Raw genomic sequence first — 23,927 nt, 5'->3', positions numbered from 1 at the left:
GTCGGATACGCCGCGGCAGTTTCTTGCTTGCGGCAGCCCCATGCGAACCATACGCGGCGGCCACGGCACCCCGGCACCGGCCGGAGTCGGGCGAGCCAAGATCAACCAGAGAGTGCAACATGAAACGTACCTACCAACCTTCCGTTACCCGCCGCAAGCGTACCCACGGTTTCCGCGTGCGCATGAAGACCCGCGGCGGCCGTGCCGTCATCAACGCACGCCGCGCCAAGGGCCGCAAGCGCCTGGCCATCTGAGGCCCGGGCGACCGGCCTGACGGCGCGCCCGGCGCCGGCTGCAGCGTACCGCAGCCGTGCCGCGCAGCCGTCAATGCCCACCGCCTCGGCTTCAGGTCGGCCGGCCGCTTGCCGCAGGGCGCCGCTTTTGCGCCAGCAGTAGTATTCGCCAGCGCTCACCAGTGTCACCCAGCGTGTCAGCCCATGCCTTCCCCAAAGCCGCGAGGCTAACAAAGACGGATGAGTTTTCATCCGTTTTTGCTTTGCGGCCCCGGCGGCGCAGCCCGCATTTCGTGCTCTACGTGCGCGCCAATGACCGTCCGGAAGGCCGGCTTGGCGTGGTGGTCGGCAAGAAGTTCGCGCCGCGCGCGGCTGAGCGCAACCTGGTGAAGCGCATGGCGCGCGAGCTGTTTCGCCAGCGCCGTGAGCACCTGGCGGGGCGCGATGTGCTGCTGCGCCTGCAAGCCAAGTTTCCGCGCGCGGAATTTGCGACGCGCGCGGCGGTCCGAAGGGCATGCGCGGCGGAAATCGCCAGCCTGCTCGACGTAGCGGCCAAGCCGCTGCCGCCACCCGCACCGCCTGCCTCGCCTTCGGCACCGCCACCCGCGGCGCCACCGGCGAGCCCCTCGCAAAGCCAGCCACCAGGCCTTCCGGCCTGAACCGCCTGCCATGAAGCGAATCCTGCTCGCCCTGCTGCGTATCTACAAGATCGCCCTGAGTCCTTACCTGGGCTCGCAGTGCCGCTTCCTGCCGACCTGTTCCGACTACGCCCGCGACGCCGTCATCCATTACGGCGCCGCGCGCGGCAGCTGGATGGCCGCCTGCCGGCTGTGCCGCTGCCATCCTTTCGCCCAAGGCGGGTATGATCCCGTGCCGGGCACGCAAGCTGACGACACTGCCAGGCCGGACACCCACGCGGGCCGTTCCGTCCATGCCGCCGCAGGCCATGCGCCTGTTGCGATCCGTCTGCCCAGACCCTGATTTCTCCGACCACAGCCAGACATGGATATCAAACGCACCATCCTCTGGGTCATCTTCTCGATGGCCCTCGTGCTGCTCTACGACAACTGGCAGCGCTCCCAAGGCCATGCGTCGATGTTCTTCCCGAGCACGACGCAACAGGCCGCTTCGGCGCCCGCCGCCAGCGGCGCTGCCGCCCAGGGCGACGTGCCCAAGGCCAACGTGGCGCCAGGCGCAGCGGGTACCGCTGCCCCGGCCGCGCCGCAGGCCGCGGCCCAGCCCGCCGGCGAGAAGATCGTGGTAACCACCGACACGGTGCGCGCCGAGATCGACACCGCCGGCGGCATCGTGTCGCGCCTGGAGCTGCTCAAGGAGCATGAGAAGGACGGCAAGCCGGTGGTGCTGTTCGAGCGCGACAACGTGCGCACCTACATGGCACGCTCGGGCCTGATCGGCGGCGACCTGCCCAACCACACCACGGTGTTCACCGCCGCCCCTGGCCCGCGCTCGCTGGACGGCGCCGAGCAGCTGGAAGTGGCGCTGACCGCTGAGAAGAACGGCGTGAAGCTGGTCAAGACCTATGTGTTCCACAAGGGCACCTATGTGGTCGACACCAAGTTCGCGGTGACCAACGCGGGTGCCGCGCCGGTCTCGCCGACGCTGTACCTGGAACTGGCGCGCGACGGCAGCAAGGTCGAGCAGTCGCAGTTCTACAGCACCTTCACCGGCCCGGCCATCTACACCGACGCCGACAAGTACCACAAGATCAGCTTTGAAGATGTGGCCAAGGGCAAGGCCAGCGTGCCGGCCGCCGCCAACAATGGCTGGGTGGCGATGGTGCAGCACTACTTTGCCTCGGCCTGGATCCCGCAGACCAGCAAGGAGCACAGCTTCTACGTCCAGCAGATCGACCCGAACCTGTACCGCGTGGGCGTCCAGCAGCCGCTGGGTGAACTGGCCCCGGGCGCCACGGTGACCACCGATGCACGCCTGTTCGCCGGCCCGCAGGAAGAGCACATGCTCGAGAAGATCGCCCCGGGCCTGGAGCTGGTGAAGGACTATGGCTGGCTGACCATCCTGGCCAAGCCGCTGTTCTGGCTGCTGGAGAAGCTGCACGGCTTCCTGGGCAACTGGGGCTGGTCGATCATCGCGCTGACGGTGCTGATCAAGCTGGTGTTCTTCCCGCTGTCGGCGGCAAGCTACAAGTCCATGGGCAAGATGAAGGACCTGCAGCCGCGCATGACGTCGATCCGCGAGCGTTACAAGAACGACCCGCAGAAGATGAACCAGGAGATGATGGGGCTGTACAAGACCGAGAAGGTCAACCCGCTCGGCGGCTGCCTGCCCATCGTGATCCAGATCCCGGTGTTCATTGCGCTGTACTGGGTGCTGCTGTCGTCGGTGGAAATGCGCGGCGCGCCGTGGCTGGGCTGGATCCATGACCTGTCGGTGCCGGATCCGTTCTACATCCTGCCGATCGTGATGGCCGTGTCGATGTTCGTGCAGACCAAGCTGAACCCGACCCCGCCGGACCCCGTGCAGGCCAAGGTCATGATGATCATGCCGCTGGTGTTCTCGGTGATGTTCTTCTTCTTCCCGGCCGGCCTGGTGCTGTACTGGGTGGTGAACAACATCCTGTCGATCGCCCAGCAGTGGCAGATCAACCGCATGCTCGGCAAGGGCAAGGCGGCAGTGGTGGCCAAGAGCTGAAGCTGTTGCAAGTTGCGGTAAGCGAAAAGCCCGGCAGTGATGCCGGGCTTTTTGTTTGATGGATCGGGGTGCTGACAGCCATCACCCCTCATTGGCCACCGCCCGCCTATAGCGCAACCATGTCGAAATCCGCTTTTGCCATGCCGCAGTCCGGGCAGCTCCACTCCAGCGGGACCGCGCCCCACGGTGTGCCGGGCGCGATCCCGTGCTCGGGCATGCCGAGCGCTTCTTCGTAAACGAATCCACAGATACGGCACTGCCAGATGGTCATGTGGCCCCCCGCAGCGAGGGCGCACGGGTAGAGACGCCGGCGGCGCGCGCGGTGTCTTCGATCTCTTCGACCAGCGGGGCGATGCGTGCCAGTTCGGCGCGGTTGTCGTCGTCCCACGGATGGAAGCCCGGGCGGAAGTAGCTGAGCCATTCCGGGATCATCTTGGGCAGCACGGCGGGCGAAGCCCACAGGAAGCGCAGCACGCCGCCAAACCCGGTCAGCTTGTTGCGGCAGCCCTTGTCGCCCATCACCAGCGCGATGTGGAACACGAACACCATGGCCCAGAACGTCACGGTGGTGGTGAGCATGGTGAAGGTGCGCAGGAAGTAGCGGTAGGGGCCGGGCTTCATCACCGTGTTCCAGACATCGTAGGCCACGGCCTTGTGCTCGGTTTCTTCCAGCGCGTGCCAGGTCCACACCTGCCGGTAGCCGGTCTCAGAGGCCGCGCCCATGTGGCGCGGATCCTGCAGCAGGCCACCGGCCAGCATCGCGGTGTAGTGCTCCAGCGCGATGGTGTGGGCCAGCTGCCAGGACTTGGGCAGGATCTTGCGCAGCAGGTCCAGCAGTTTCCACACCGTGCGATCCAGCGCCGCGGCGGGCAGGCCGGCGTCTTCCATCAGCCGGTTGTAGAGGATGTGCTCGCGCGTGTGCATCGCTTCCTGGCCGATAAAGCCGGCGATGGCGCGGCTCAGTTCGGGGTCTTTCACCTGGTCGCGGTAGTTGCGCACGCTGTCCATGAAGAAGCGCTCCCCGGCGGGGAAGAAGATCGACAGCGCGTTGATGAAATGGGTGATGTGACGGCCCCGTTCGTGCCAGTCGCTGATGCGTTCTGGCGGCAGGTGGGGACGCACGTCGCGGCGGACTGGCATCATGGCGGTCTCCTTGGGTGAAGGCCGGCGCGTGTTGCGCCGGTGGGAATTCATTGGGCTGCCAGGAACGGCAGCAGGTCTGCGGCCACGCGTTGCGGGTCTTCTTCCATCGGCACGTGGCCAAGCCCCGCGTAGCGGCGCAGCTGCGCACCGGGGATGCGCTCGGCAAAGGCCTGCGCGTGAGCGGGCGGGATCCAGCGGTCGCGCTCGCCCCACAGCACCAGCGTGGGCGCGCGCACGCTGCCGAGCAGGTGGGTGTCAAGCTGGGCAAAGTCGAGCTTGGGCACCATCTTGCCGACGGCCTCGCGGCTGCCTTCGGCGTAGAAGAAGTCGACGTAGCGGCGGAAGGTGGACTCCGGCACGCGCGAGGCATCGCCATAGACATCGCGCGTGGCGGCGCGGATGATGAACTCGGGCAGCATCCACGGTGCCGACCAGCGCACCGGCGCATGGCGGAACAGGTCGATGTAGATCGGCAGCCGCATCGGGAAGCCGGCGGCGTCGATCAGCACCAGCTTGTCGACCGCATCGGGCCGGCGCACCGCCAGGTCCCACGCGATCAGCCCGCCCAGCGAGTTGCCGATGATGCTGGCGCGGCGCACGTTCACCGCAGCCAGGAAGGCATCGATGAAATCGCGGTAGCGGTGCACGTCCATGGTTTCGATGCGGCCGCGCGCATCGCGCAGCGGCCCGGTCAGCCCGAACGGGGCGATGTCCAGCCGCAGCACGCGATAGCGCTGCGCCAGCACCGGCACAATCCCTTGCCACGTATGCAGCGAAGCGCCGAAGCCGTGGATCAGCACCAGGATCTCGCCGTCGGCGGGGCCTTCGTCGGTGTAGTGCACCATCGCATCCAGCACGCGCACCCAGCGCGAGGCCGGCAGCGCATGGCGCTGCGCCAGCGTGGCGCGCGACAGGCTGAACAGCCCTACGCGGCCTTGCCCGAACCAGCGCGTCAGTGCCCCCGGTGGCGCCAGCAGCGCGGCATCCTGTTCTATCGCGAGCCGGTTCACGGGCGCTCTCCCTGGCCAACCGAGGCCGGTGCCGCAGCGGGGCCCAGATCGCGCTTGCGGCGCGTCTCGCGCACCACCAGTGACTGGTAGGCAGCCGGCAGCAGCCGCGCCATGGCATCGGCGGCATAGGCGTCGGGTCCGATCAGCACGCGCCGGCGGTTGCGGCGCACGCCTTCCAGGATCACGCGCGCGGCCTTATCGGGCGAGGTGATGAAGAACTTCTCGAACTCATCCTTGCCGTGCTGCGCGTCGCGCACCAGGAAGCCGTTGACGCTGGATGACACGCGGCTGGCCTGGGCGATATTGGTCTTGATGCCGCCCGGGTGCACAGTGGTGGCCGACACGCCGCAGTCCATCAGGTCCAGCTCCTGCCGCAGCGATTCGGTGAAGCCGCGCACCGCGTACTTGCTGGCGTTGTAGGCGCCCATGCCGGGCTGGGCGAAGATGCCGAAGATGCTCGACGTATTGACCACGTGGCCGTCGCCGCTGGCCTTCAGGTATGGCAGGAAGGCCTTGGTGCCATACACCACGCCCCAGAAGTTGATGCCCATGATCCATTCCAGGTCGTCGTAGCTCATGCCCTCGACGGTGCTGGATAGCGCCACGCCGGCGTTGTTGAAGATCAGGTTGATGCGGCCGTGCGATTCGGCGGCCGCGGCGGCCCACGCATAGACTGCGGCGCGGTCGGCCACATCCACGGTGTGTTGGGTGATGCGGGCCTGCGGTGCGGCGGCCATGGCCTGGGCCACCGTCTGCGCCAGCCCGGCCTCATTGCGGTCTGACAACGCCAGGTGGCAGCCCTGCCGTGCCAGGGCCACCGCCAGCGCGCGGCCGATGCCCGAGCCGGCGCCGGTGATCGCGGCAACCTTGTTGCGGAAGTCCTTCATGTCCGGTCTCCTTCCGGTGATGTCGTTCTTTTGGGTGTGAATCGGGGGGAATGCGTGTGCGTCAGGCACCGGCGACCGTGGCGATATCGGCCGACCCGGGCTGCATTGCGGTCTCGTCCGGCAATGCGCGCCGCACCGGGTACAGGTCGTAGTCGGTCATGCGAAAGCTGGCCGTGGCGCGGCGAAACTGCCAGGTGAAGCCCGGCCACAGCGTGGTGTTGCGGCCGCTGCGCGGGTCGATGTACCAGCTGGCGCAGCCGCCGGCGGACCAGATCGCATGGCCCAGCCGCGCCTGCAGCCGTTCGTTGAAGCGGCGCTGCACCGGCTCGCGCACGTCCACCGCCTGCACGCCTTCGCGGCGCATCTGCTGCAGGGCGTCCGCGATGTAGGCCACCTGCGACTCGATCATGAACACCATCGAGCTGTGGCCCAGGCCGGTATTGGGGCCCACCACGAAGAACAGGTTGGGGAAGCCCGCCACGGTGGTGCCCAGGTAGGCCTGCGCGCCGTCGCGCCAGGCATCGACCAGGTCCACGCCGTCAAGGCCGGAGATCACGCCGCGCGGCATCGGGTCGGTGGCATGGAAGCCGGTGCCCAGGATGATGCAGTCCGCGGGCCGGCGCGTGCCGTCGCGCAGCACCACCGCGTCGCGCTCAACGCGGGCGATGCCGGTGGTGACCACGTCCACGTTGTCGCGCGTCAGTGCCGGGTAGTAGTCGTTGGAGATAAGCACGCGCTTGCAGCCGATGGTGTAGTCCGGCGTCAGCGTTGCGCGCAAGGCGGGGTCGCGCACCTGCCTGGCCAGATGGCCGCGTGCGACGCGCTCCACCACCTTCATGATCTTCGGATGCAGCACAAAGCCCAGCACGCGCGATTCCAGCATCCAGTAGATGCCGGTGCGCACCAGCGTCTGCGTGAACGGCAGGCGGCGGAACAGCCAGCGCTCGGTCGCGCTGACCTCGCGGTCCGGCTTGGGCATGATCCACGGCGGGGTGCGCTGGTACAGGTCCAGCTGCGCCACCTGCGGCGCGATCTGCGGCACGAACTGGATCGCGCTGGCGCCGGTGCCGATTACGGCCACGCGCTTGCCGGCGAGCGCATAGGCGTGGTTCCAGTGCTGCGAGTGGAAGCACTCGCCCTCGAACGAGTCCAGACCGGGGATATTGGGGTAGGAAGGCCGGCTCAGCCCGCCCATGCCGGAGACCAGCACGCGCGCCCGGACCACCTTGCCGTCGGCCATCTCCAGGCGCCACACCTGCGCGGCTTCGTCCCAGGCGGCGTGGTGCAGTTCATGGTGCAGGCGCAGGTGCGGGCGCAGGCCGAAGCGGTCGGTGCAGCCTTCCAGGTAGGCGCGGATCTCCGGCTGGGTCGAGAACATGCGCGACCAGTCCGGGTTCGGCGCGAAGGAAAAGGAATACAGGTGCGACTGCACATCGCAGGCGCAGCCCGGGTAATGGTTGTCGCGCCAGGTGCCGCCGACGGAGCCGGCCTTCTCGAAGATCAGAAAGTTGCGCTCGCCGCGCTCGCGCAGCCGTATCGCCATGCCGAGGCCGGCAAAGCCACTGCCGATGATGGCAATGTCTGTGTGCTCAAGGGCAGGGGATGCCTGCTGCGGCAGCTCCGCGGGTGCATTCATGGGCGCTCCTCACCGTTATTACAGTGTTTATTGTGACATTGATGGATGTCATCGTAGGAAGCGCAGGGCACGTGGTCAATGCCGTGAGTTGAAGGATGGTTCTAATTTTTTGGGATTTCCAGAGGCGTTTGACGCACATGAAACAAGGCGATGCCGCCCCGGAGGCGCTTGCGCCGTGGGATTCGGTCGTGCGTTTGAAACCGGGAGATTTTTTTCAGGTTTCGCGGATCACGAAGGCGTGGCCGCAACATTCAGGCACTAGGCGGCCTGTCCCTTGCGCCGCCAGCCGTGCGGCGTTTCACCGGTCCAGCGCTTGAAGGCGTGGGTGAAGGCACTCTGCTCGGAATAGCCGAGCCGCATCGCGCACTGCGCCAGGCTGATGCCGGGATCGGCAAGATACTGCTGCGCCAGCGCGCGCCGCACGTTATCCACAAGCTGTGAATAACTGATGCCCTGCGCCTGCAGCCGCCGCTGCAGGGTGCGCACGGGCATGCCCAGGTGCGCTGCCACGTCGGCAATCGGCAGTTCGCCCTGCGGCAGCCGCCCGCTGATATAGGCACGCGCCTGCGCCAATGCGTCGGCCCCGGCCGGCACGATCTGCTGCAGCTGGGTATCGGCGATGCGCGTCATCTGCGCCTGCATGCCCGCGTCGGCCTGCAGCGACGGCAGGTCCAGCAAGGCCCGTTCGATATGCATGGCATGGCGCGCGGCGTTGAAGACCACGGGGCAGCCGAACACCTCGGCATGCAGCCGGGTATCGGCGGGCGCGGGATGCGGGAATTCCACCTGCGTGGCCACGTGCTGCTCACCGATCAGCCAGCGCGCGAACACCACCCAGGTTGCCATGTGCAGCTCATGCGCATGGCGCGACAGCGGGCCATGCCGGGCTTCCCAGGTCATGCAGGCGGCATGCGGCGTTTCAATCAGGCGGGTGCCGCCGATATCGTTGGCCAGCACCTCATAGCGGATGCCTTGCAGGATGGCGTCGCGCACGGTGGGCGTGGTCAGCACCACGTAGCCCATCTCGGCATAGTGGCGCGGCGCGAAGGCGGCGCCGGCGCGCAGGCCGACATCGGGATCGCCGGTGACCTGCTCCAGCCAGTCGAGCAGCGCCAGGTAGGCCGCGCCGGGAATGCGCGTGGCGGTCTGCGCACCGGTGGCGTGCAGCAGCTCGGGCGGCACGCCGACGGCGCGCAGCTGTTCGGCCGGGGCAATGCCCTGGCGCGCGCCGTGGTCGAGCACGGCGCGGAGGTAGGCGAGCGAGACGGTGCCCGATGCGGTGCCCGCTGGCGCACCACTGGCACCGCCGTCGGGCTGGTTGGCGCGTGGCATCAAATCACCTGTCGTGCGGGATCAAGACCGGGCACCGATCTTTATCCAAACTCCGGGTAGCGTCAATGCGGGCCTGCCCCGCCTGAATACAAGAGACCGACGCATGGAGACAATATGCCCCCCAATCATCCACACCGCCGTGCGGATGCCGATGCCGAGGCGCTGCACGCGCTGACGCGGCGCGGCTTCCTGAAAGTCGGCCTCGGCTTCTCGGCCGCGCTGGCCTGTACCGCGCTGGTGCCGTCGCTGGCCGGCTGCTCGTCGGCCCATCCCGCGCCGCAGGCCGGCATGACCTGGCTGCGCCCGGAAGACGTGGCGATGCTCCGCGCGCTGCTGCCGGCCATCGTCACCGAACTGGCCGAATCCCCGCCGCAGCGGCGCGCGACCCTTGAGCAGGACGCGCTGCGCAATATCGACGCAACCTGCGCCGCGATGGGCGCGGGCGCGCAAGCCGAGTTGCGCAAGCTGTTCGGCCTGCTTGCCAGCATGCCGCTGCGCTGGGCGCTGACCGGCATCCGCCAGGACTGGAGCGCGGCCACGCCCACGCAGGTGCAGGCCTTCCTGGCGCGCTGGCGCGCCAGCCGCCTGGCCACGCTCAATGCCGGCGCGGTGGTGCTGGTCAAGCTCACCAGCGTGAGCTACTACGTGTTGCCGGCCGCGTGGGCTGGCAGCGGCTATCCCGGCCCCAACGCGGCCGTCTACAAGGCGCTGCACGCCTGATCCCCGACATGGCCATCGACAATCTCTACGATGCCGGCATCGCCGCCGGCTGGAAGGTACTGGACGCCGCAACCTTCACCACCACGCGCACGCTGGATGCCGACGTCGTCATCGTCGGCAGCGGCGCGGGAGGCGGCATCAGCGCCGAGGCGCTCAGCCGCGCGGGCCTGCGCGTGGTGCTGCTGGAAGAGGGGGCGCTGCGCACCTCGGACAGCTTCCGCGACATGGACGAGAATCGCGCCTATCGCGAGCTGTACCAGGAGGCCGCGGCCCGCACCACTGCCGACGGCGCCATCGCCATCCTGCAGGGCCGCTCCGTCGGCGGCAGCACCACGGTCAACTGGTCATCGAGCTTCCGCACGCCGCCGCAGACGCTGGCGCACTGGGCCACGCATCATGCCGTCACCGGCCACAGCGAGGCCGACATGGCGCCGTGGTTCAGGAAAGTGGAAGAGCGCCTGGGCATCGCGCCCTGGGCGATGGCGCCCAATCCCAACAACGATGTGCTCAAGCGCGGCTGCGAGACGCTAGGCTGGGAATGGCATGTGATCCCGCGCAATGTGAAGGGCTGCTGGAACTCCGGCTATTGCGGGCTGGGCTGCCCGGTCAATGCCAAGCAGTCGATGCTGGTATCGACCATCCCCGCGGCACTGGCCAGCGGTGCGACGCTGGTGCACCGCGTTCGCGTGCGCACGCTGGACCATGACGGCAAGCGCGTGCAGTCGGTCACGGGCGAGGCGCTGGGCGCCGATGGCTACACGCCCACCGGCGTCGGCGTGATCGTGCGGGCCAGGCACTTCATCGCCGCCGGCGGCGCCATCAACACGCCGGCGCTGCTGCTGCGCTCGCGCGTGCCGGACCCGCATGAGCGGCTGGGATTGCGCACGTTTATCCATCCGGTGAATATCACCATCGCCAAAATGCCGGAGCGCATTGATCCCTATTATGGCGCACCGCAGTCGATCGCTTCCGACCACTTCCAGTGGAGGGACGGCGCGACCGGGCCGATGGGCTACAAGCTGGAGGTGCCGCCCTTGTTCCCCGGCATCAGCGCGGGCGTGGTCAACGGCGTGGGCGAGGCGCTGCGCCGCGACATGGCGCAACTGCCCCATACCAACGCCATGCTGGCACTGCTGCGCGACGGCTTTGTGCCAGAGAGCACGGGCGGGCGCGTGCGGCTGGCGCCCGACGGCAGCCCGCTGCTGGACTATGAGATGAGCGACTACGCCTGGGACGGCGTGCGGCGCGCATGGCTGAGCATGGCACAGGCGCAGTTCGCTGCCGGTGCGGCGCGCGTGCGGCCCGCTCACCTGGACGCCGCCGAGTACCGCAGCTGGCCCGAGGCGCGCGACGCCATCGCGCAGTTGCCGCTCAAGCCGTTCCGCACCGCGCTGTTCACCGCGCACCTGATGGGCGGCTGCGGCATGAGCGACGATGCGCGCGGCGGCGTGGTGGACAGCCATGGCAACCACCACCAGCTGGCCAACCTGTCGGTGTTCGACGGTTCGGTGTTTCCGACCAGCGTGGGGGCCAACCCCCAATTGTCAGTGTTCGCGCTGACGGCGCAGAATGCGGACGCGCTGGCACGGAGCCTCACGTCATGAGGTATTGGCCGCGCAAGCCTGCAATGTCCTGCATTGCAGGCATCCGGCATGCCTGCTCCATGCAGGCGGCGGGCGACATTGTTGTGCGATTCCCCACACCAGTGGCGCAATTAGAATGCCCACTCCAATTCAGGTCTTGTGAAACGCTCGAAGCGGTGGATAGGCTTCGTACAGCTGTTTCAAGCATCCGTATGCCGTCAGAGCAGGGAGCGGAACAGCGTAGCAAATTGCTAAGGGGTTTACGGCAGCAACGAAGAGAGACGCCCCCATGAAGACCGGCAAAAGCTCGGCTGGAGACACCAAGGCCCGGATTCTCGACGCCACGGAAAAGTTGTTTACCGAGGTCGGCTATGAAGCCACCTCGCTCAGGCAAGTCACGTCGCGCGCCATCGTCAACCTGGCCGCCGTGAACTACCACTTCCGCAGCAAAGACATCATGATGCACGCGGTACTGAGCCGGCGGCTGGATCCGCTCAACGCGCGGCGCCTGGCGCTGCTCGATGCGTGCGAAGCGCGCTGGCCCGGCAACAGCATCCGCTGCGAGCACGTGATGGGTGCACTGTTCGTGCCCGCGCTGCAGATGGCACGCGACCCGTCGGTAGGCGGGCCGTCGTTCCTGCGGCTGCTCGGGCGCGTGTATTCGGACACCTCGCCCTTTATCCAGCAATACCTGCTGGAGCACTACGCCCCGGTGTACGGGCGCTTCTTCGACGCCTTCTCGCGCGCCATTCCGGGGCTGCCGCGGCATGAGCTCGGCTGGCGCCTGCAGTTTGCGCTCAAGGCGCTGGCCGGCGTGCTGGCCGGCGAAGAGCTCACCAGCCTGCTGCCGGTGTTCACGCAGGGCCGGCAGATGAGCGATGCGCACGTGCTGGCGCAGCTCACTGCCATGGTGGAAGCCGTGCTGAACGTGGCGCAACCCAGTGCGGACGACTTCTCGGCCCTGCAGTCGGTATTCGAGCTCGGCGAGCAGCAGCAGGCCGAGCAGCGCGCCAGCAGGCTGGCCGCGGCGCAGTCTGCCGATGAACTTAGTGCAAGTTGCGCCGCGATGGCGGCAACCATGGACGATGCAGCCAGCCAAACCGCCGCCGCCCTCGGCAAGGCCCGCATCAGCGCACGCACCGTGCGCAATGAGGGCACCAAACGCTCAGCCGTGACCAGCATGCCGGTCCGCGCGCGCGAGCAAACCGTGAGCTTCCCCAGCAACCCGCTGGATGACTGGATGCGAATGCGCACCAGGACATAGCGACGCGCGCCGCGCCCGGTTACCGCCGGGCCGGCGCCACCGCCCTCACGCAAAACTGAAACGTCGATCCATCCAGCGAGGCCACGCACAGGCCCCGCGGACCCCGTGCGCCTTATTGGATTTTCCAAGAGCGCGGCGGTGGTCCCGTTCGCCCTGCGCTGCCCGCGCTCCGCCTCCTGGCGGACATCTTGAGGAGGAAGCTGCCATGTCGATCCAACCGCTTTACCTTGCCGCCGTCGCCGGTGCCGTTATCGGACTGCTGGCTGCGCCACTGGCCATTCCCCCCGTGGCCATGGCCCAGACGGCCACCACCACCGCCGCCGCGGGCACGGGCTATGACGGCCAGACATCCGCACAGCAAGCCGCACTGTTCTCGCGCCAGGTCGCCAGCGGCGAACTCGCGCGGTTGTCCGATGAGCAGGTGCTGGCCGTGTTCCAGGCGCTGCAGCCGGATGCGCTGCTGAAATGGGCCCGCGCCGAGATGAACCGCTATCCCGAGTACGAGTACTGGATGTCGCGCCAGGAACGGCTCAACAACCAGTGGCAGGACCAGCCCGCGAGGATGCAGATCCGCTACCGCCATCAGCCGCGCCAGCTCTATGCGAAGTGGTTGCCCGGCGGCGCGCAGTCGGGCCAGGAAATCATCTACGACGAAACCCGCCGCAAGGACGAGATGTACGGCCACCTGGGCGGCGTGCTGGGCTTCACCTCGATGTGGATCGGACTGGACGGCACGCTGGCGCGCTCGCAGTCCAACCACACTGTGCGCGACCTCGGCTTCCAGTTCGTGCTGTCGATGCTGGAGCGCGACGCGAAGTCGCTGCGTGCCGCCGGCCTGCCCGAGAAATACAGCAAGGCCGAGATCGTGCAGGAGCAGGGCGTGCGCATGGTGGCGCTGACCTGGGACCTGCCGGCCGGCGCGCCGCAGTACTACGCCAAGAAGGTGCAGCTGATGCTGGACCTGAAGCATCCCTATGTCCGCGTGGAAACCGCCTGGGATGCCGACGGCAACATGGTCGAGAAGATCGTGTTCGACAAGCTGGTGCGCAAGACCTTCGAGGCCTCGGCATTCGATCCCGCCAATCCTGACTATCGCTTCTGAAATGTGGCAAAGCGGCGCGCACCGTGCGTTTGAATCGGTGGCCGCGCCGCTTCGCCGCGCAGTCCGTGCAACACCCGCAATCCACCGCCACATGCGGCATGCACGCCAGGCGCGCCTGTTTGGAACGGCCGCTCTATTGACGCAAAAACACGCGAGCGGCGAGAGTCGCCGCACCCGGGAGGGATCCGGCCGCAGAGCCGGACACCAGATCCAGAACCAGGGGTCGCCAGAAAAAATCAGGAGACAGGCAATGACCATGTCGATGCTTCGACGCAACACTTTGGTTTTGACAGGGGTGAGCCTTGCCGCGGCGCTGGCCGGCTGCGGTGGCGGCGGCGACGAAGAGGCGCCGCGCGCCAGCACGCAGGCACCGCCGCAATGCGCGAACACGGGCACGTGCCCCACGCAGGGACCGGTCACCATCGGCGGCCCGCCGGGGTCGTTGTGCCCGGCGGCACTGGACTACAGCACCACCTTCACCGGCGGCTCCGGCGCGGGTGAACTGGTCAAGCTGCGCTTCGACACCGCGGCACGCACCTACCAGCTGGAGATCATCGAGTCGCCGGTGCCCAAGCAACCCGGCAGCGTGAGCCCGACGCGCGCGGGCGTGACCTTTACCGGCACCTTTGCCAACATGACCTCGCTGCCGACCGCCGAGCAGAACCGCTGCGCAGTTGCGCTGCAGACAGCCACGGCGTCCGACGGCACCTCGCAGGCCAATATCGACAGTGCCAGGCCGCCGGTGATCTTCCTGGGTAATGGCGTTGCCGGCGGCGGCATCCCAGGTGCCACCATCTCCTATCCAGGCGTGCTTGGGCTGGGCGCGATCCCCGCCACCACGTTCCCGTTCTACCCGGTACTGGCATTCGCACAGACCGAGACCGATTTCACCAGGGTGGCCGGCAGCTACAACCTGCTGGGCTACCACCAGGTGCCGTCCGGCGGCTCGCTGACTTCGTCGAGCCACTTCACGCCTGCGACCGCGCAGACCACCGAGACGCTCAACGCCGACGGCAGCTGCACCGTCGTGGCCGGCAGCTGCCTCAGCACTGGCAACAGCTGGAAGCTGCGCAGCGCCGACGGTGCCTTTGAAAGCAGCAATGCTGATGGCAGCCGCCGTTACCCGTCGTTCCAGAGTGCGGCCATCACCAACAACAACGCCAGCCGCGCCAAGGGCCTGATGGTGGTGGGCAAGCTCAACGGCGCGCTGGTGCCACTGCTGGTGCGCACCGGCTACGCGCAGATCTCGCTGCTGCCGCTGACGGTCAATGTCGACGACGAGTCGGGGCTCGCCCTGATGGCGCCGGCGAAGTCGCTGGCCAGCGGCCAGCTCGACGGCGGCTATATCGGCTCGGGCAGCGATTTTGTCTACACCGCCTCGCTGGTCAAGGGCGCGCGCGTGGAGCTGCTGGACCCGATGACGATGAACCAAACCGGCGCCTTCCAGCTCGACTTCACGCAGAACGCGCCGGGCATGATCGCCACCACCGACAACAGCGGCACCAGCGGTGCGCTGATCGCCAGCGGGCGCGTGTTCAGCCACCTGTCCGGCACCGGCAGCGCCAGCCCGACCTTCCGCGTCGGCGTGCTGGCAGCACCCTGAGTCCACCAAGAAGACACAAGACCGAGGAGACCACACCATGCAACCCCATCGAATGATCCTGCTGCGGGCCTCGCGCCCATCCACGGTGCCGGCGCGTGCGCTGGCCGTGGCCGCCACTGCCATGCTCGCCGCTTGCGGCGGCGGCGGCGGCGATGACGCGCCGTCCACGCCGGCCGCGGTGCAAACGCGGCTGTGCCCGGCATCGCTCGACTACTCCACGACCTTCACCGGCGGCACCGGCTCCGGCGAGTTGGTGAAGGTGCAGATCGACACCACCAGGAAGACCTGGCAGGTGACCTTCCTCGATTCTTCCGTGCCGCGCCAGACCGGCACCGTGCAGCCCACGCGCAGCGACCCCACCAACGGCCAGAACGTGATGCGCGGCACGCTGAAGGCAGAAACGGGGTTGCCGACCGAGAAGCTGAACCAGTGCGCGTTCGAGCTGAGCGGGGCCAGCCTCGATCCGAACCGTCCCGCCAAGCTCTTCGTCGGCGAGGGCGTGATGGGCGGCACCATCCCCGGCGCGCGCATCCAGTTCAACGGCGTGCTGGGCGCCGGCGCGGTGCCGGATACCACCTTCCCGTATTTCCAGTTCATCGGCTTCGCGCAGACCGAGACCGACCTGTCGAAGATCGCCGGGCAATACAACGGCACGGGCTTCCACGAGGTGCCGTCCAAGCAGTTCAAGACGGTGGCGCAGGACTACCGCATGGCACTGGCTGCGGATGGTTCATTCACCGTCTGCGACAACGCCACCAACACGTGCGAGCGCAAGGGCAACAACTTCGTGCCGCAGGCCAACGGCGCGCTGCTGTCGACCAACTACAAGGCCGAGAGCCAGCCGCCCACGCTGGGCAACACGCTGGGCAAGGCCTACCTGATCGTGGGCAAGCTGCGCGGCCAGCTGGTGCCGGTCATGATCCGCGTGGGCTATGCCAATGACTCGCTCGCCAACGGCCCGCTTGGTGCCGATGACGAGATCGGCATCGGCATGATGGCGCCGGCGGTGGCGGTCACCGAAGGCGCGGTCAACGGCGAATACGTCGGCGTCGACAGCAACTTCAACTACCGCGTGACCGCGCTGGTCGGCGCCGCCGCCACCATGATGGATCCGTTCCGGCCGTCCGATGCTTCGCTGGCGATTCCCTACCGGCTGGACTACTCGCAGCAAGTGCCGGGCGTGGTCCGTACGTCGCGGCGCGAGGCGCCCGCGGGTTCGGCGCCGACCGGCAAGCTGATGTTCACCGGCGGCGTGTTCGGCTTCCTGGAACAGCGCGACAGCGGCCCGTACTTCACCGTCGGCGCATTCGTGCAGTAAGCACGCTACCAGGCCCGGGCCATCGCAGCCCGGGCCACTGCACCACGACTCGACCAAACAAAGACATCCACTGCCGGGGGACACAAGATGAAAACCATACGCCTCACGCTCACGCTGATGCTGGCCGCGCTGGCCAGCTTCGCCCTGCCTGCCCATGCCCAGAAGAAGGGCGACAACGTGGTATCCGCCGGCTGGTTCTATATCCAGACCCATGGCCAGAGCGGTCCGCTGACCACCACCTTGCTCGACGTGCCGATCAACTACCCGCTGGGCCTGCCGTCCAGCTTCACCGCGCCGGGCAGCAGCCTCTCGTCGTCCAATGCCAATACGCTGGGGCTGACCTTCAGCCACTTCGTCACCGACCATATCGCGGTCACCGCGGTGGGCGGCATCCCGCCGGAATTCAAGCTCTATGGCCACGGCGAACTGATTCCGCCGGGCCCGGCCGGCGCGCTCGGCCGCCAGAGCCTGGGCGACCCCGCGCTGAACCCCATCATCACCAAGGCGCGGCAGTGGAGCCCGGCGGCGATGGTGCAGTACCACTTCCTGGATCCGGGCACGCGTTTCCGCCCGTTCCTGGGGCTGGGGGTGTCGTACAACTTCTTTACCAACATCGAGGTCAATCCGGCGTTTGCGAGTTCGGTCAACAACAACCTCGGCGCGATCCTGGCGGCGGGGGCGGGCATCCCGGGGCCGACGTCGGTGAGTGCGGATGCGTCGTCGTCATGGGCGCCGGTGTTCAATATCGGTGGCACTTATAACTTTGACGAGCATTGGGGCGTGACGGCCGCGGTGACTTATATCCCGCTGAAGTCGACGTCGTCGATGACGATCAAGGCGGCCGACGGGACAGTGCTGTCGACGTCGAAGACCAAGCTGGAGCCGAATCCGCTGGTGTTCTTTTTGGCAGCTTCGTACAAGTTCTGAGGCTGAAAAAAAACGACGCGCCTGAGCGCGTCGTTTTCTATTGCTGCAACGGCAAGCGGCAACCCTTACTGCGTCACCGTCCCCTGTTGCGCAGGCGTCCCCTGCTGCGCCACCGCACCGCTCTCCTGCAAGCCACCACCCAGCGACCGGTACAAATCGATCGCGTTGTTCAGCCGCAGCTGCCGCGCCTGGATCAGTGCCTGCTCGGCGGTGAACAGCTGGCGCTGCGCATCGAGCTCGTCCAGGTAGCTGGCAATCCCGCTGCGGAAGCGCACGCGCGCCAGTTCGTAGCGCGCGGCTTCGGCATTGCGCACTTCTTCCTGGCCGGCCACCTGGTCTTCCAGCGTGCCGCGCGCCACCAGCGCATCCGCCACTTCCGCGAAGGCCGTCTGGATGGTCTTCTCGTAGTTGGCCACCTGGATGTTCTTGCGCACATTGGCCAGGTCCAGGTTGGACTTGTTGCGGCCATAGTCGAAGATCGGCAGCGTCAGTTGCGGCGCGAACGACCACGCCTTAGTGCCGGCATCGAACAGGTTCGAGAACGTCGGGCTGATCGTGCCAATGCTGGTGGTCAGCGTGATGCGCGGGAAGAACGCCGCGCGTGCCGCGCCGATATTCGCGTTGGCCGACAGCAACTGCTGTTCGGCCTGGCGGATGTCCGGGCGTTGCTCCAGCAGGTCCGAAGGCAGGCCCGCGGGAATATCGCTGATGATGCGTTCGTCGGACAGGCGCATCGGCTCGGGCAGGTTCTCGATGCTGCCGATGGGCTTGCCCACCAGCACTTCGAGTGCGTTCTGCGCCTGCGCGCGCTGGCGTGCGAGCTGCGCGGCGGCGACACGCGCCTGGGCCACCAGCGACTCGTTGTCGCGCAGGTCCAGGGCGGACGTGGCGCCGACGTCGAAGCGCTGCTTGGCGAGCCCATAGGTGCTCTCGCGCGCCTTGAGTGTGTCCCGTGCAATCTCGTATTGCTCGGCGAAGGAACGCTCGGACAGGTAGGCCTTGGCCACTTCCGACACCAGCGAGATATACGCTGAACGATGCGCCTCTTCGGTGGAGAAGTACTGCGCCAGCGCCGCGTTCGACAGGCTGCGCACGCGGCCGAAGAAGTCCAGCTCGTAGGACGAGATGCCGAGGCTGGCCGAGTAGACTTGCGATACCGCAGGCTGGCCCAGAACCGATACCCCCGTGGCAGCGTTGGTGCTGGCACGGGTATAGCCAGCATTCGCGTTCACCGTCGGCAGCAGGTCGGCGCGCTGCACCTGGTACTGCGCGCGCGCTTCCTCGATGCGCAGCGCGGCGGTGCGCAGGTCGCGGTTGTTTTCCAGCGAGGTCGCGATCAGCGACTGCAGGCGCGGGTCGCGGAAGAACTCGCGCCAGCCGATGTCGACAGCGCGGCGGGTCTCGCCGCTCTTCGCCTCGGCGGTGGCGTAACCCTCGGGCGCCACCGGGAAGCTGTCTGCCACCGGCGGGGCAGGGCGATCATAGTGGGGGGCCAGCGTGCACCCCGTCAGAACGCCGGCCACCAGCAGCAGTGTGGTCAGTGTCTTGGTCATATTCAGATTTCCTCTTTCGGCTCGTGCCACTTCTGGTCCAGCATGCGCTGGCGCGCACTGCCCTTGAAGCGCTTGCGCACCACGACGAAGAAGACCGGCACCAGGAAGATCGCCAGCACCGTGGCCGTGATCATCCCGCCCATCACGCCGGTACCGATGGCGCGCTGGCTGCCCGAGCCCGCGCCGGTGGCGATCGCCAGCGGCAGCACGCCCAGGATGAACGCCATCGACGTCATCAGGATCGGTCGGAAACGCAGGTGCACCGCTTCCAGCGTGGCTTCGATCAGGCCCTTGCCCTGCGCCTGCAGGTCCTTGGCGAATTCCACGATCAGGATGGCGTTCTTCGCCGACAGGCCGATGGTGGCGATCAGGCCCACCTTGAAGTACACGTCGTTGGGCATGCCGCGCAGCGTCACGCCGAGCAGCGCACCGAGCACGCCCAGCGGCACCACCAGCAGCACCGAGAACGGGATCGACCAGCTTTCATACAGCGCGGCCAGGCACAGGAACACGATGATCAGCGACAGCGTGTACAGGATCGGTTCCTGCGAGCCGGCCAGGCGTTCTTCATAAGACTGGCCGGACCACTCGAAGCCGAAGCCCGGCGGCAGCTTGGCGAAGTTCTCTTCCATCACGCGCATGGCTTCACCGGTACTGCGGCCCGGCGCGGCCTGGCCCGCCAGCTTCACCGCCGGCATGCCGTTGTAGCGCTCCAGGCGCGGCGAGCCCATCACCCACTTGGAGGTCGCGAACGCGGCAAACGCCACCATGTCGCCGTTGCTGTTGCGCACGCGCAGCTTGGTCAGGTCGTCCGGCAGGCGGCGGTCTGAGCCTTCTGCCTGCACGATCACCTTGCGCACCCGGCCTTCATAGATGAAGTCGTTGACGTAGTTGGAGCCGAACGCAATCGACAGCGTCGAGTTGATGCTGGCCACCGTGACGCCGAGCGCCTTGGCCTTCTCGCGGTCGATGTCGATCTGCAGCTGCGGCGCGTCTTCCTGGCCTTCCGGGCGCACGCCCATCAGCACCGGGCTCTTGGCCGCCATGCCCAGCATCATGTTGCGCGCTTCCATCAGCTTGGCGTGGCCCTGGCCGGTGCGGTCCTGCAGGCGGAAGTCAAAGCCCGAGGAGTTGCCCAGCTCGGAAATCGCCGGCGGGTTGAGCGGGAAGATGATCGCGTCCTTGATGAACGAGAGCGCGCCGAAAGCACGGCCGACCAGCGCCTGCGCGGTCTCGCCGGCGCCGGTGCGTTCCTTCCAGTCCTTCAGTCGCACGAACGCGATACCGCCGTTCTGGCCGCGGCCGAAGAAGGAGAAGCCCGCCACCGTGATCATCTGGTCCACCACCTTGCTTTCCTTCTGCAGGTAGTAGTCCTCGATCTGCTTGAGCACGCCGATGGTACGGTCCTGGGTCGCGCCGTTGGGCAGCTGCACCACGGTGATCATGTAGCCCTGGTCTTCGTCGGGCAGGAACGACGACGGCAGGCGCTTGAACAGCACCACCACGCCGACGATGATGACCGCGTAGATGATCAGGTAGCGGCCGGTGCGCTTGAGGATGCGCGCCACCACGCCCTGGTAGCTGGTCGACGCGCGCGCGAAGGTGCGGTTGAACCAGCCGAAGAAGCCCGTCTTCTCATGATGATGGCCGGCTTCGACGGGCTTGAGCAGCGTCGCGCACAGTGCCGGGGTCAGCGTCAGCGCCAGCAGCGCCGAGAACGCCATCGACGAGATCAGCGACAGCGAGAACTGGCGATAGATGTTGCCCACCGAGCCCGAGAAGAACGCCATCGGGATGAACACCGCGGTCAGCACCAGCGTGATGCCGATGATGGCGCCGGTGATCTGGCCCATGGCCTTGCGCGTGGCTTCACGTGGCGAGAGTCCTTCCTCGCTCATGATCCGCTCGACGTTCTCGACCACCACGATGGCATCGTCCACCAGGATACCGATGGCCAGCACCATGCCGAACATGGTCAGCACGTTGATCGAGAAGCCGAACGCCAGCAGCGCGCCGAACGTGCCCAGCAGCGCGATCGGCACCACCAGGGTCGGGATCAGCGTGGCGCGGAAGTTCTGCAGGAACAGGTACATCACCAGGAACACCAGCACCACGGCTTCCAGCAGCGTCTTGATCACTTCCTCGATCGAGATCTTGACGAAGGCCGAGGTGTCGTAAGGCACCGAGTACTGGTAGTCCGCCGGGAAGGTCTTGGACAGCTCTTCCATTTTGGCGCGCACCGCGGTGGCCGTGGCCAGCGCGTTGCCGGTCGGGGCCAGCTTGATGGCGATGGCCGCCGACGGCTTGCCGTTGGTGCGGGCCAGCGTCGAGTAGTCGGCGCCGCCCAGTTCCACGCGGCCCACGTCCTTGATACGCACCGACGACCCGTCCGGGTTGGTGCGCAGCAGGATGTTGCCGAACTGCTCCGGCGTGGTCAGGCGGCTTTCGGTGGTGACGGTGGCGTTGAGCTCGGTGCCCTTGGGCGAGGGCGTGCCGCCCAGCTCGCCCACGGCGACCTGGATGTTCTGCTCGCCCACCGCGGCGGTGACGTCGGTCGGGGTCAGGTTGTAGCCGGTCAGCTTGGCCGGGTCCAGCCAGATCCGCATGGCGTACTCGGTGCCGAACAGGTCGGCCTGGCCCACGCCCGGCACGCGGCGGATCGAGTCGATCACCTGCGCCGAGACATAGTTGCCGAGCTGGATCGCATCAGCCGTGCCGGACTTGGACGACACGGTCAGGAACATCATGTAGTTGTTCCCGGCCTTGTCCACGCGCACGCCCTGCTGGCGCACTTCAGCCGGCAGGCGCGCTTCCACGCGCTTGAGGCGGTTCTGCACTTCGACCGAGTTCAGGTCGACGTTCGACCCCGGCGCGAAGGCGATGGTGATGCTCGCCAGGCCGGACGACTCGCTGGTGGAGTTGTAGTAGAGCAGGTTAGGGGCGCCGTTAAGCTCCTGCTCGATCACCGAGGTGACGGAATCCTCCAGCGTCTTGGCCGACGCACCCGGGTAGGTGGCGGTGACCGAGATCGTCGGCGGGGCGATGTTCGGATATTGCGCGATCGGCAACTGCAGGATCGCCAATATGCCGCCCAGCACGATGATCAGCGCGAGCACCCACGCGAACACCGGCCGGTCGATAAAAAACTTGGCCATAAAACTGGCTCCCTCTTGGTCTAGCGGTCTAGCCGTATTTGCCGTATTGGTGGTACGGCAGGGTTCAGCCTTGCTTGGCGTCAGACTTGGCTTGCTGCTGGCTCTCGGCCTTGGGGGCCGAGGCCGGCGTCGCCGGGGCGGAGGCCGTCGCCGCGGCCGGTGCCGAGGCCCCGGCCGGCTTGAACGGCACGGCCCTGGCCGGCGCACCGACCTTGATCTTCTGCAGGCCCTCGACGATCACCTTCTCGCCGCCCTTCAGGCCTTCGGTCACCACCCAGCTGTCGCCAATGGCCTGCGGCGCCTTGACCGGCACCGCCGCGACATTGCCGTCCGTGCCCACCACCATCACGCTGGCACCCTGCGCGCCACGGATCAGGGCCCGCTGCGGCACGGTCAGTGCGTTCTCATCCACGCCCTGCTCGATCTTCACGCGCACGAAGGTGCCCGAGAGCAGTTCGCGCTTCGGGTTGGGGAACTGCGCGCGCAGCGTGATCGCGCCGGTGGTCGGGTCCACGGTCATGTCAGAGAACAGCAGCTTGCCGGTCTGTTCGTACTCGCGGCCGTCTTCGACATACAGGTGCACCTTGGCGCCCCCGTTCATGCCCTTGACCATGCCGGACTCGATGGCGCGGCGCAGGCGCGTGACTTCCGAAGCCGGCTGGGTGAAGGTGACCCACATCGGGTCGACCTGCTCCACCAGCGCCAGCTTGGTCGCCTCGCCCTTGCCCACCAGCGCGCCCTCGGTCACCAGCGCGCGGCCGGCACGGCCGCTGATCGGCGCGGTCACGGTGGTGTAGCCCAGATTGATCTGGGCGGTGCGCACCGCCGCCTTGGCCGAAGCCACGTCGGCATTGGCCTGGCCGGCGGAGGCCACGGCGTCGTCGTACTCCTGCTTGCTGACCGCGTTGACGGCCACCAGGGGCTTGTAGCGCTCGGCCTTCAGGCGCGCCGACACGGCATTGGCCTCGGCGCGTTGCAGCGCGGCCTGGGCCGAAGCCAGCGTGGCCTGGTAGGGCGCCGGGTCGATGCGGAACATCACCTGGCCGGCCTTCACTTCGCCGCCTTCGGTGTAGTTGCGCGACAGCACGATGCCTTCGACGCGAGCACGCACTTCGGCCGTGCGGATGCCTTCCAGGCGGCCCGGCAGTTCATTGACGACGGCGACCGGCGACGGCGTCACGGTCACCACACCCACTTCCGGCGGGGGCGGGGGGCCGCCTTCGGCCTTCTTGTCGCCACAGGCAACAAGCGCCACGGCAGACAGCGCCGCTAGTGCATAGGCTGCAACGCAACGGATACGTTGGGACTTCCTCATCGATAACCCCATGATGGCAATTTGAGATCTGCCGCATCGTCCCGACCTGTCATCCGACAAACGGAAACGACACAGCACGCCGCACGGTTTGCGGCGGACAAAAGCGTGATGCTAGCCACAAATCGCGGCGTCGCAATGTCAAATGCGACGAACGGTGGCTTTTATGTAACGACTGGATTCATGACCGGCTGGCCTGCGGCAGGGATTGCCAGCTGTGCTGGGTATGTCACAGAAGGCGGCTGGCCGAACGCCGGGCAAGCGCGTATTATATATACATTCAAGCATGTATGTTAAGTTGATGTTGCAGAAGGGCCTTTCGGCGCACAACCGGCGCCGCGGGGCCGCGGCAATACGGATCCCGAGCCCGGTCAAACCCAACCGATCGGTCCGAATTGCGTCCTACCCGTTCGGAATCACGGCGCAAACCGCCGGCTCAGGTTAGGATGCGCGCCGTCGTGTCGGCTCGCAGGCTGCAA

The 23,927-nt window shown here is 67.1% G+C and carries 20 protein-coding genes; 11 read left to right on the top strand and 9 right to left on the bottom strand.

The genetic code is table 11. From position 1 onward, the window contains the following. Positions 1–119: 119 nt before the first annotated feature. The 4 genes from rpmH to yidC all read left to right on the top strand — a co-directional run bounded on the left by rpmH (position 120) and on the right by yidC (position 2,903). Positions 120–254, top strand: coding sequence for a 50S ribosomal protein L34 (rpmH, locus tag AC3WL8_RS09880; RefSeq protein WP_008650850.1), 135 nt, complete (start codon positions 120–122; stop codon positions 252–254). Between the two features lie 173 nt (positions 255–427). Beyond that, positions 428–892 carry a ribonuclease P protein component gene (gene rnpA / locus AC3WL8_RS09875; RefSeq protein WP_085959671.1) on the top strand — a complete coding sequence of 155 codons (465 nt, stop codon included), beginning with the start codon at positions 428–430 and terminating at the stop codon, positions 890–892. A gap of 10 nt (positions 893–902) precedes the next feature. After that, the gene (gene yidD, locus AC3WL8_RS09870; protein WP_013958492.1) at positions 903–1,214 is read left to right on the top strand and encodes a membrane protein insertion efficiency factor YidD; all 312 of its coding nucleotides are present in this window, start codon (positions 903–905) and stop codon (positions 1,212–1,214) included. Between the two features lie 21 nt (positions 1,215–1,235). Further along, positions 1,236–2,903 (top strand): membrane protein insertase YidC, encoded by a 1,668-nt coding sequence (yidC, locus tag AC3WL8_RS09865; RefSeq protein ID WP_211980482.1) that lies wholly within the window; start codon positions 1,236–1,238, stop codon positions 2,901–2,903. A 106-nt stretch (positions 2,904–3,009) separates the two neighbouring features. Here the strand turns inward: yidC and AC3WL8_RS09860 are convergent, their stop codons facing one another. From AC3WL8_RS09860 to AC3WL8_RS09835, 6 genes are all read right to left on the bottom strand, one after another. Then, positions 3,010–3,174, bottom strand: a complete 165-nt coding sequence (locus AC3WL8_RS09860; protein ID WP_035817912.1) for a rubredoxin — start codon at positions 3,172–3,174, stop codon at positions 3,010–3,012. After that, positions 3,171–4,046 (bottom strand): metal-dependent hydrolase, encoded by an 876-nt coding sequence (locus tag AC3WL8_RS09855; RefSeq protein WP_492378212.1) that lies wholly within the window; start codon positions 4,044–4,046, stop codon positions 3,171–3,173. The genes AC3WL8_RS09860 and AC3WL8_RS09855 overlap by 4 nt, the downstream gene beginning before the upstream one ends. Positions 4,047–4,093: 47 nt before the next feature. Next, the gene (locus AC3WL8_RS09850; protein WP_492378211.1) at positions 4,094–5,056 is read right to left on the bottom strand and encodes an alpha/beta fold hydrolase; all 963 of its coding nucleotides are present in this window, start codon (positions 5,054–5,056) and stop codon (positions 4,094–4,096) included. Then, entirely contained in the window at positions 5,053–5,943 is an 891-nt protein-coding gene (locus tag AC3WL8_RS09845; RefSeq protein ID WP_492378210.1) for an SDR family NAD(P)-dependent oxidoreductase, read from the bottom strand. Before AC3WL8_RS09845 ends, AC3WL8_RS09850 begins: the two co-directional genes overlap by 4 nt. Positions 5,944–6,004: 61 nt before the next feature. After that, a complete protein-coding gene (locus AC3WL8_RS09840; RefSeq protein WP_492378209.1) occupies positions 6,005–7,579 on the bottom strand; it encodes a flavin-containing monooxygenase in 1,575 nt (524 codons plus the stop codon). A gap of 258 nt (positions 7,580–7,837) precedes the next feature. After that, a complete protein-coding gene (locus AC3WL8_RS09835) occupies positions 7,838–8,911 on the bottom strand; it encodes an AraC family transcriptional regulator (protein ID WP_211980477.1) in 1,074 nt (357 codons plus the stop codon). Between the two features lie 114 nt (positions 8,912–9,025). On the opposite strand from AC3WL8_RS09835, the gene AC3WL8_RS09830 reads away from it, so the two are divergent. The 7 genes from AC3WL8_RS09830 to AC3WL8_RS09800 all read left to right on the top strand — a co-directional run bounded on the left by AC3WL8_RS09830 (position 9,026) and on the right by AC3WL8_RS09800 (position 17,428). Continuing rightward, positions 9,026–9,631 (top strand): hypothetical protein, encoded by a 606-nt coding sequence (locus AC3WL8_RS09830; protein WP_492378208.1) that lies wholly within the window; start codon positions 9,026–9,028, stop codon positions 9,629–9,631. A gap of 8 nt (positions 9,632–9,639) precedes the next feature. Then, positions 9,640–11,235 carry a GMC family oxidoreductase gene (locus AC3WL8_RS09825; RefSeq protein ID WP_492378207.1) on the top strand — a complete coding sequence of 532 codons (1,596 nt, stop codon included), beginning with the start codon at positions 9,640–9,642 and terminating at the stop codon, positions 11,233–11,235. 268 nt (positions 11,236–11,503) lie between these two features. Then, complete coding sequence (locus AC3WL8_RS09820; RefSeq protein WP_013958482.1) at positions 11,504–12,478, top strand: TetR/AcrR family transcriptional regulator; 975 nt, start codon at positions 11,504–11,506, stop codon at positions 12,476–12,478. A gap of 205 nt (positions 12,479–12,683) precedes the next feature. Further along, positions 12,684–13,580 carry a DUF1571 domain-containing protein gene (locus AC3WL8_RS09815; RefSeq protein ID WP_492378206.1) on the top strand — a complete coding sequence of 299 codons (897 nt, stop codon included), beginning with the start codon at positions 12,684–12,686 and terminating at the stop codon, positions 13,578–13,580. A gap of 250 nt (positions 13,581–13,830) precedes the next feature. Next, positions 13,831–15,183 carry a DUF2957 domain-containing protein gene (locus AC3WL8_RS09810; RefSeq protein WP_492378205.1) on the top strand — a complete coding sequence of 451 codons (1,353 nt, stop codon included), beginning with the start codon at positions 13,831–13,833 and terminating at the stop codon, positions 15,181–15,183. 37 nt (positions 15,184–15,220) lie between these two features. Continuing rightward, the gene (locus AC3WL8_RS09805) at positions 15,221–16,501 is read left to right on the top strand and encodes a DUF2957 domain-containing protein (RefSeq protein ID WP_492378204.1); all 1,281 of its coding nucleotides are present in this window, start codon (positions 15,221–15,223) and stop codon (positions 16,499–16,501) included. 87 nt (positions 16,502–16,588) lie between these two features. Beyond that, on the top strand, positions 16,589–17,428 hold the full coding sequence (locus AC3WL8_RS09800; RefSeq protein WP_492378203.1) for an OmpW/AlkL family protein: 840 nt from the start codon (positions 16,589–16,591) through the stop codon (positions 17,426–17,428). Between the two features lie 65 nt (positions 17,429–17,493). Here AC3WL8_RS09800 and AC3WL8_RS09795 read toward each other — a convergent pair whose 3' ends face one another. The 3 genes from AC3WL8_RS09795 to AC3WL8_RS09785 all read right to left on the bottom strand — a co-directional run bounded on the left by AC3WL8_RS09795 (position 17,494) and on the right by AC3WL8_RS09785 (position 23,451). Beyond that, positions 17,494–18,981, bottom strand: coding sequence for an efflux transporter outer membrane subunit (locus tag AC3WL8_RS09795; RefSeq protein ID WP_013958477.1), 1,488 nt, complete (start codon positions 18,979–18,981; stop codon positions 17,494–17,496). A 2-nt stretch (positions 18,982–18,983) separates the two neighbouring features. Beyond that, positions 18,984–22,136: an efflux RND transporter permease subunit gene (locus AC3WL8_RS09790; RefSeq protein ID WP_013958476.1), complete on the bottom strand. Its 3,153-nt coding sequence runs from the start codon at positions 22,134–22,136 to the stop codon at positions 18,984–18,986. A gap of 64 nt (positions 22,137–22,200) precedes the next feature. Continuing rightward, the gene (locus AC3WL8_RS09785; protein ID WP_013958475.1) at positions 22,201–23,451 is read right to left on the bottom strand and encodes an efflux RND transporter periplasmic adaptor subunit; all 1,251 of its coding nucleotides are present in this window, start codon (positions 23,449–23,451) and stop codon (positions 22,201–22,203) included. Between the last annotated feature and the right edge of the window lie 476 nt (positions 23,452–23,927).

The sequence above is a fragment of the Cupriavidus sp. FW305-F7 genome (genome assembly GCF_058782875.1).
The sequence above is the reverse complement of the archived record's forward strand: the minus strand, read 5'-3'. Positions and strand labels throughout refer to the sequence as shown.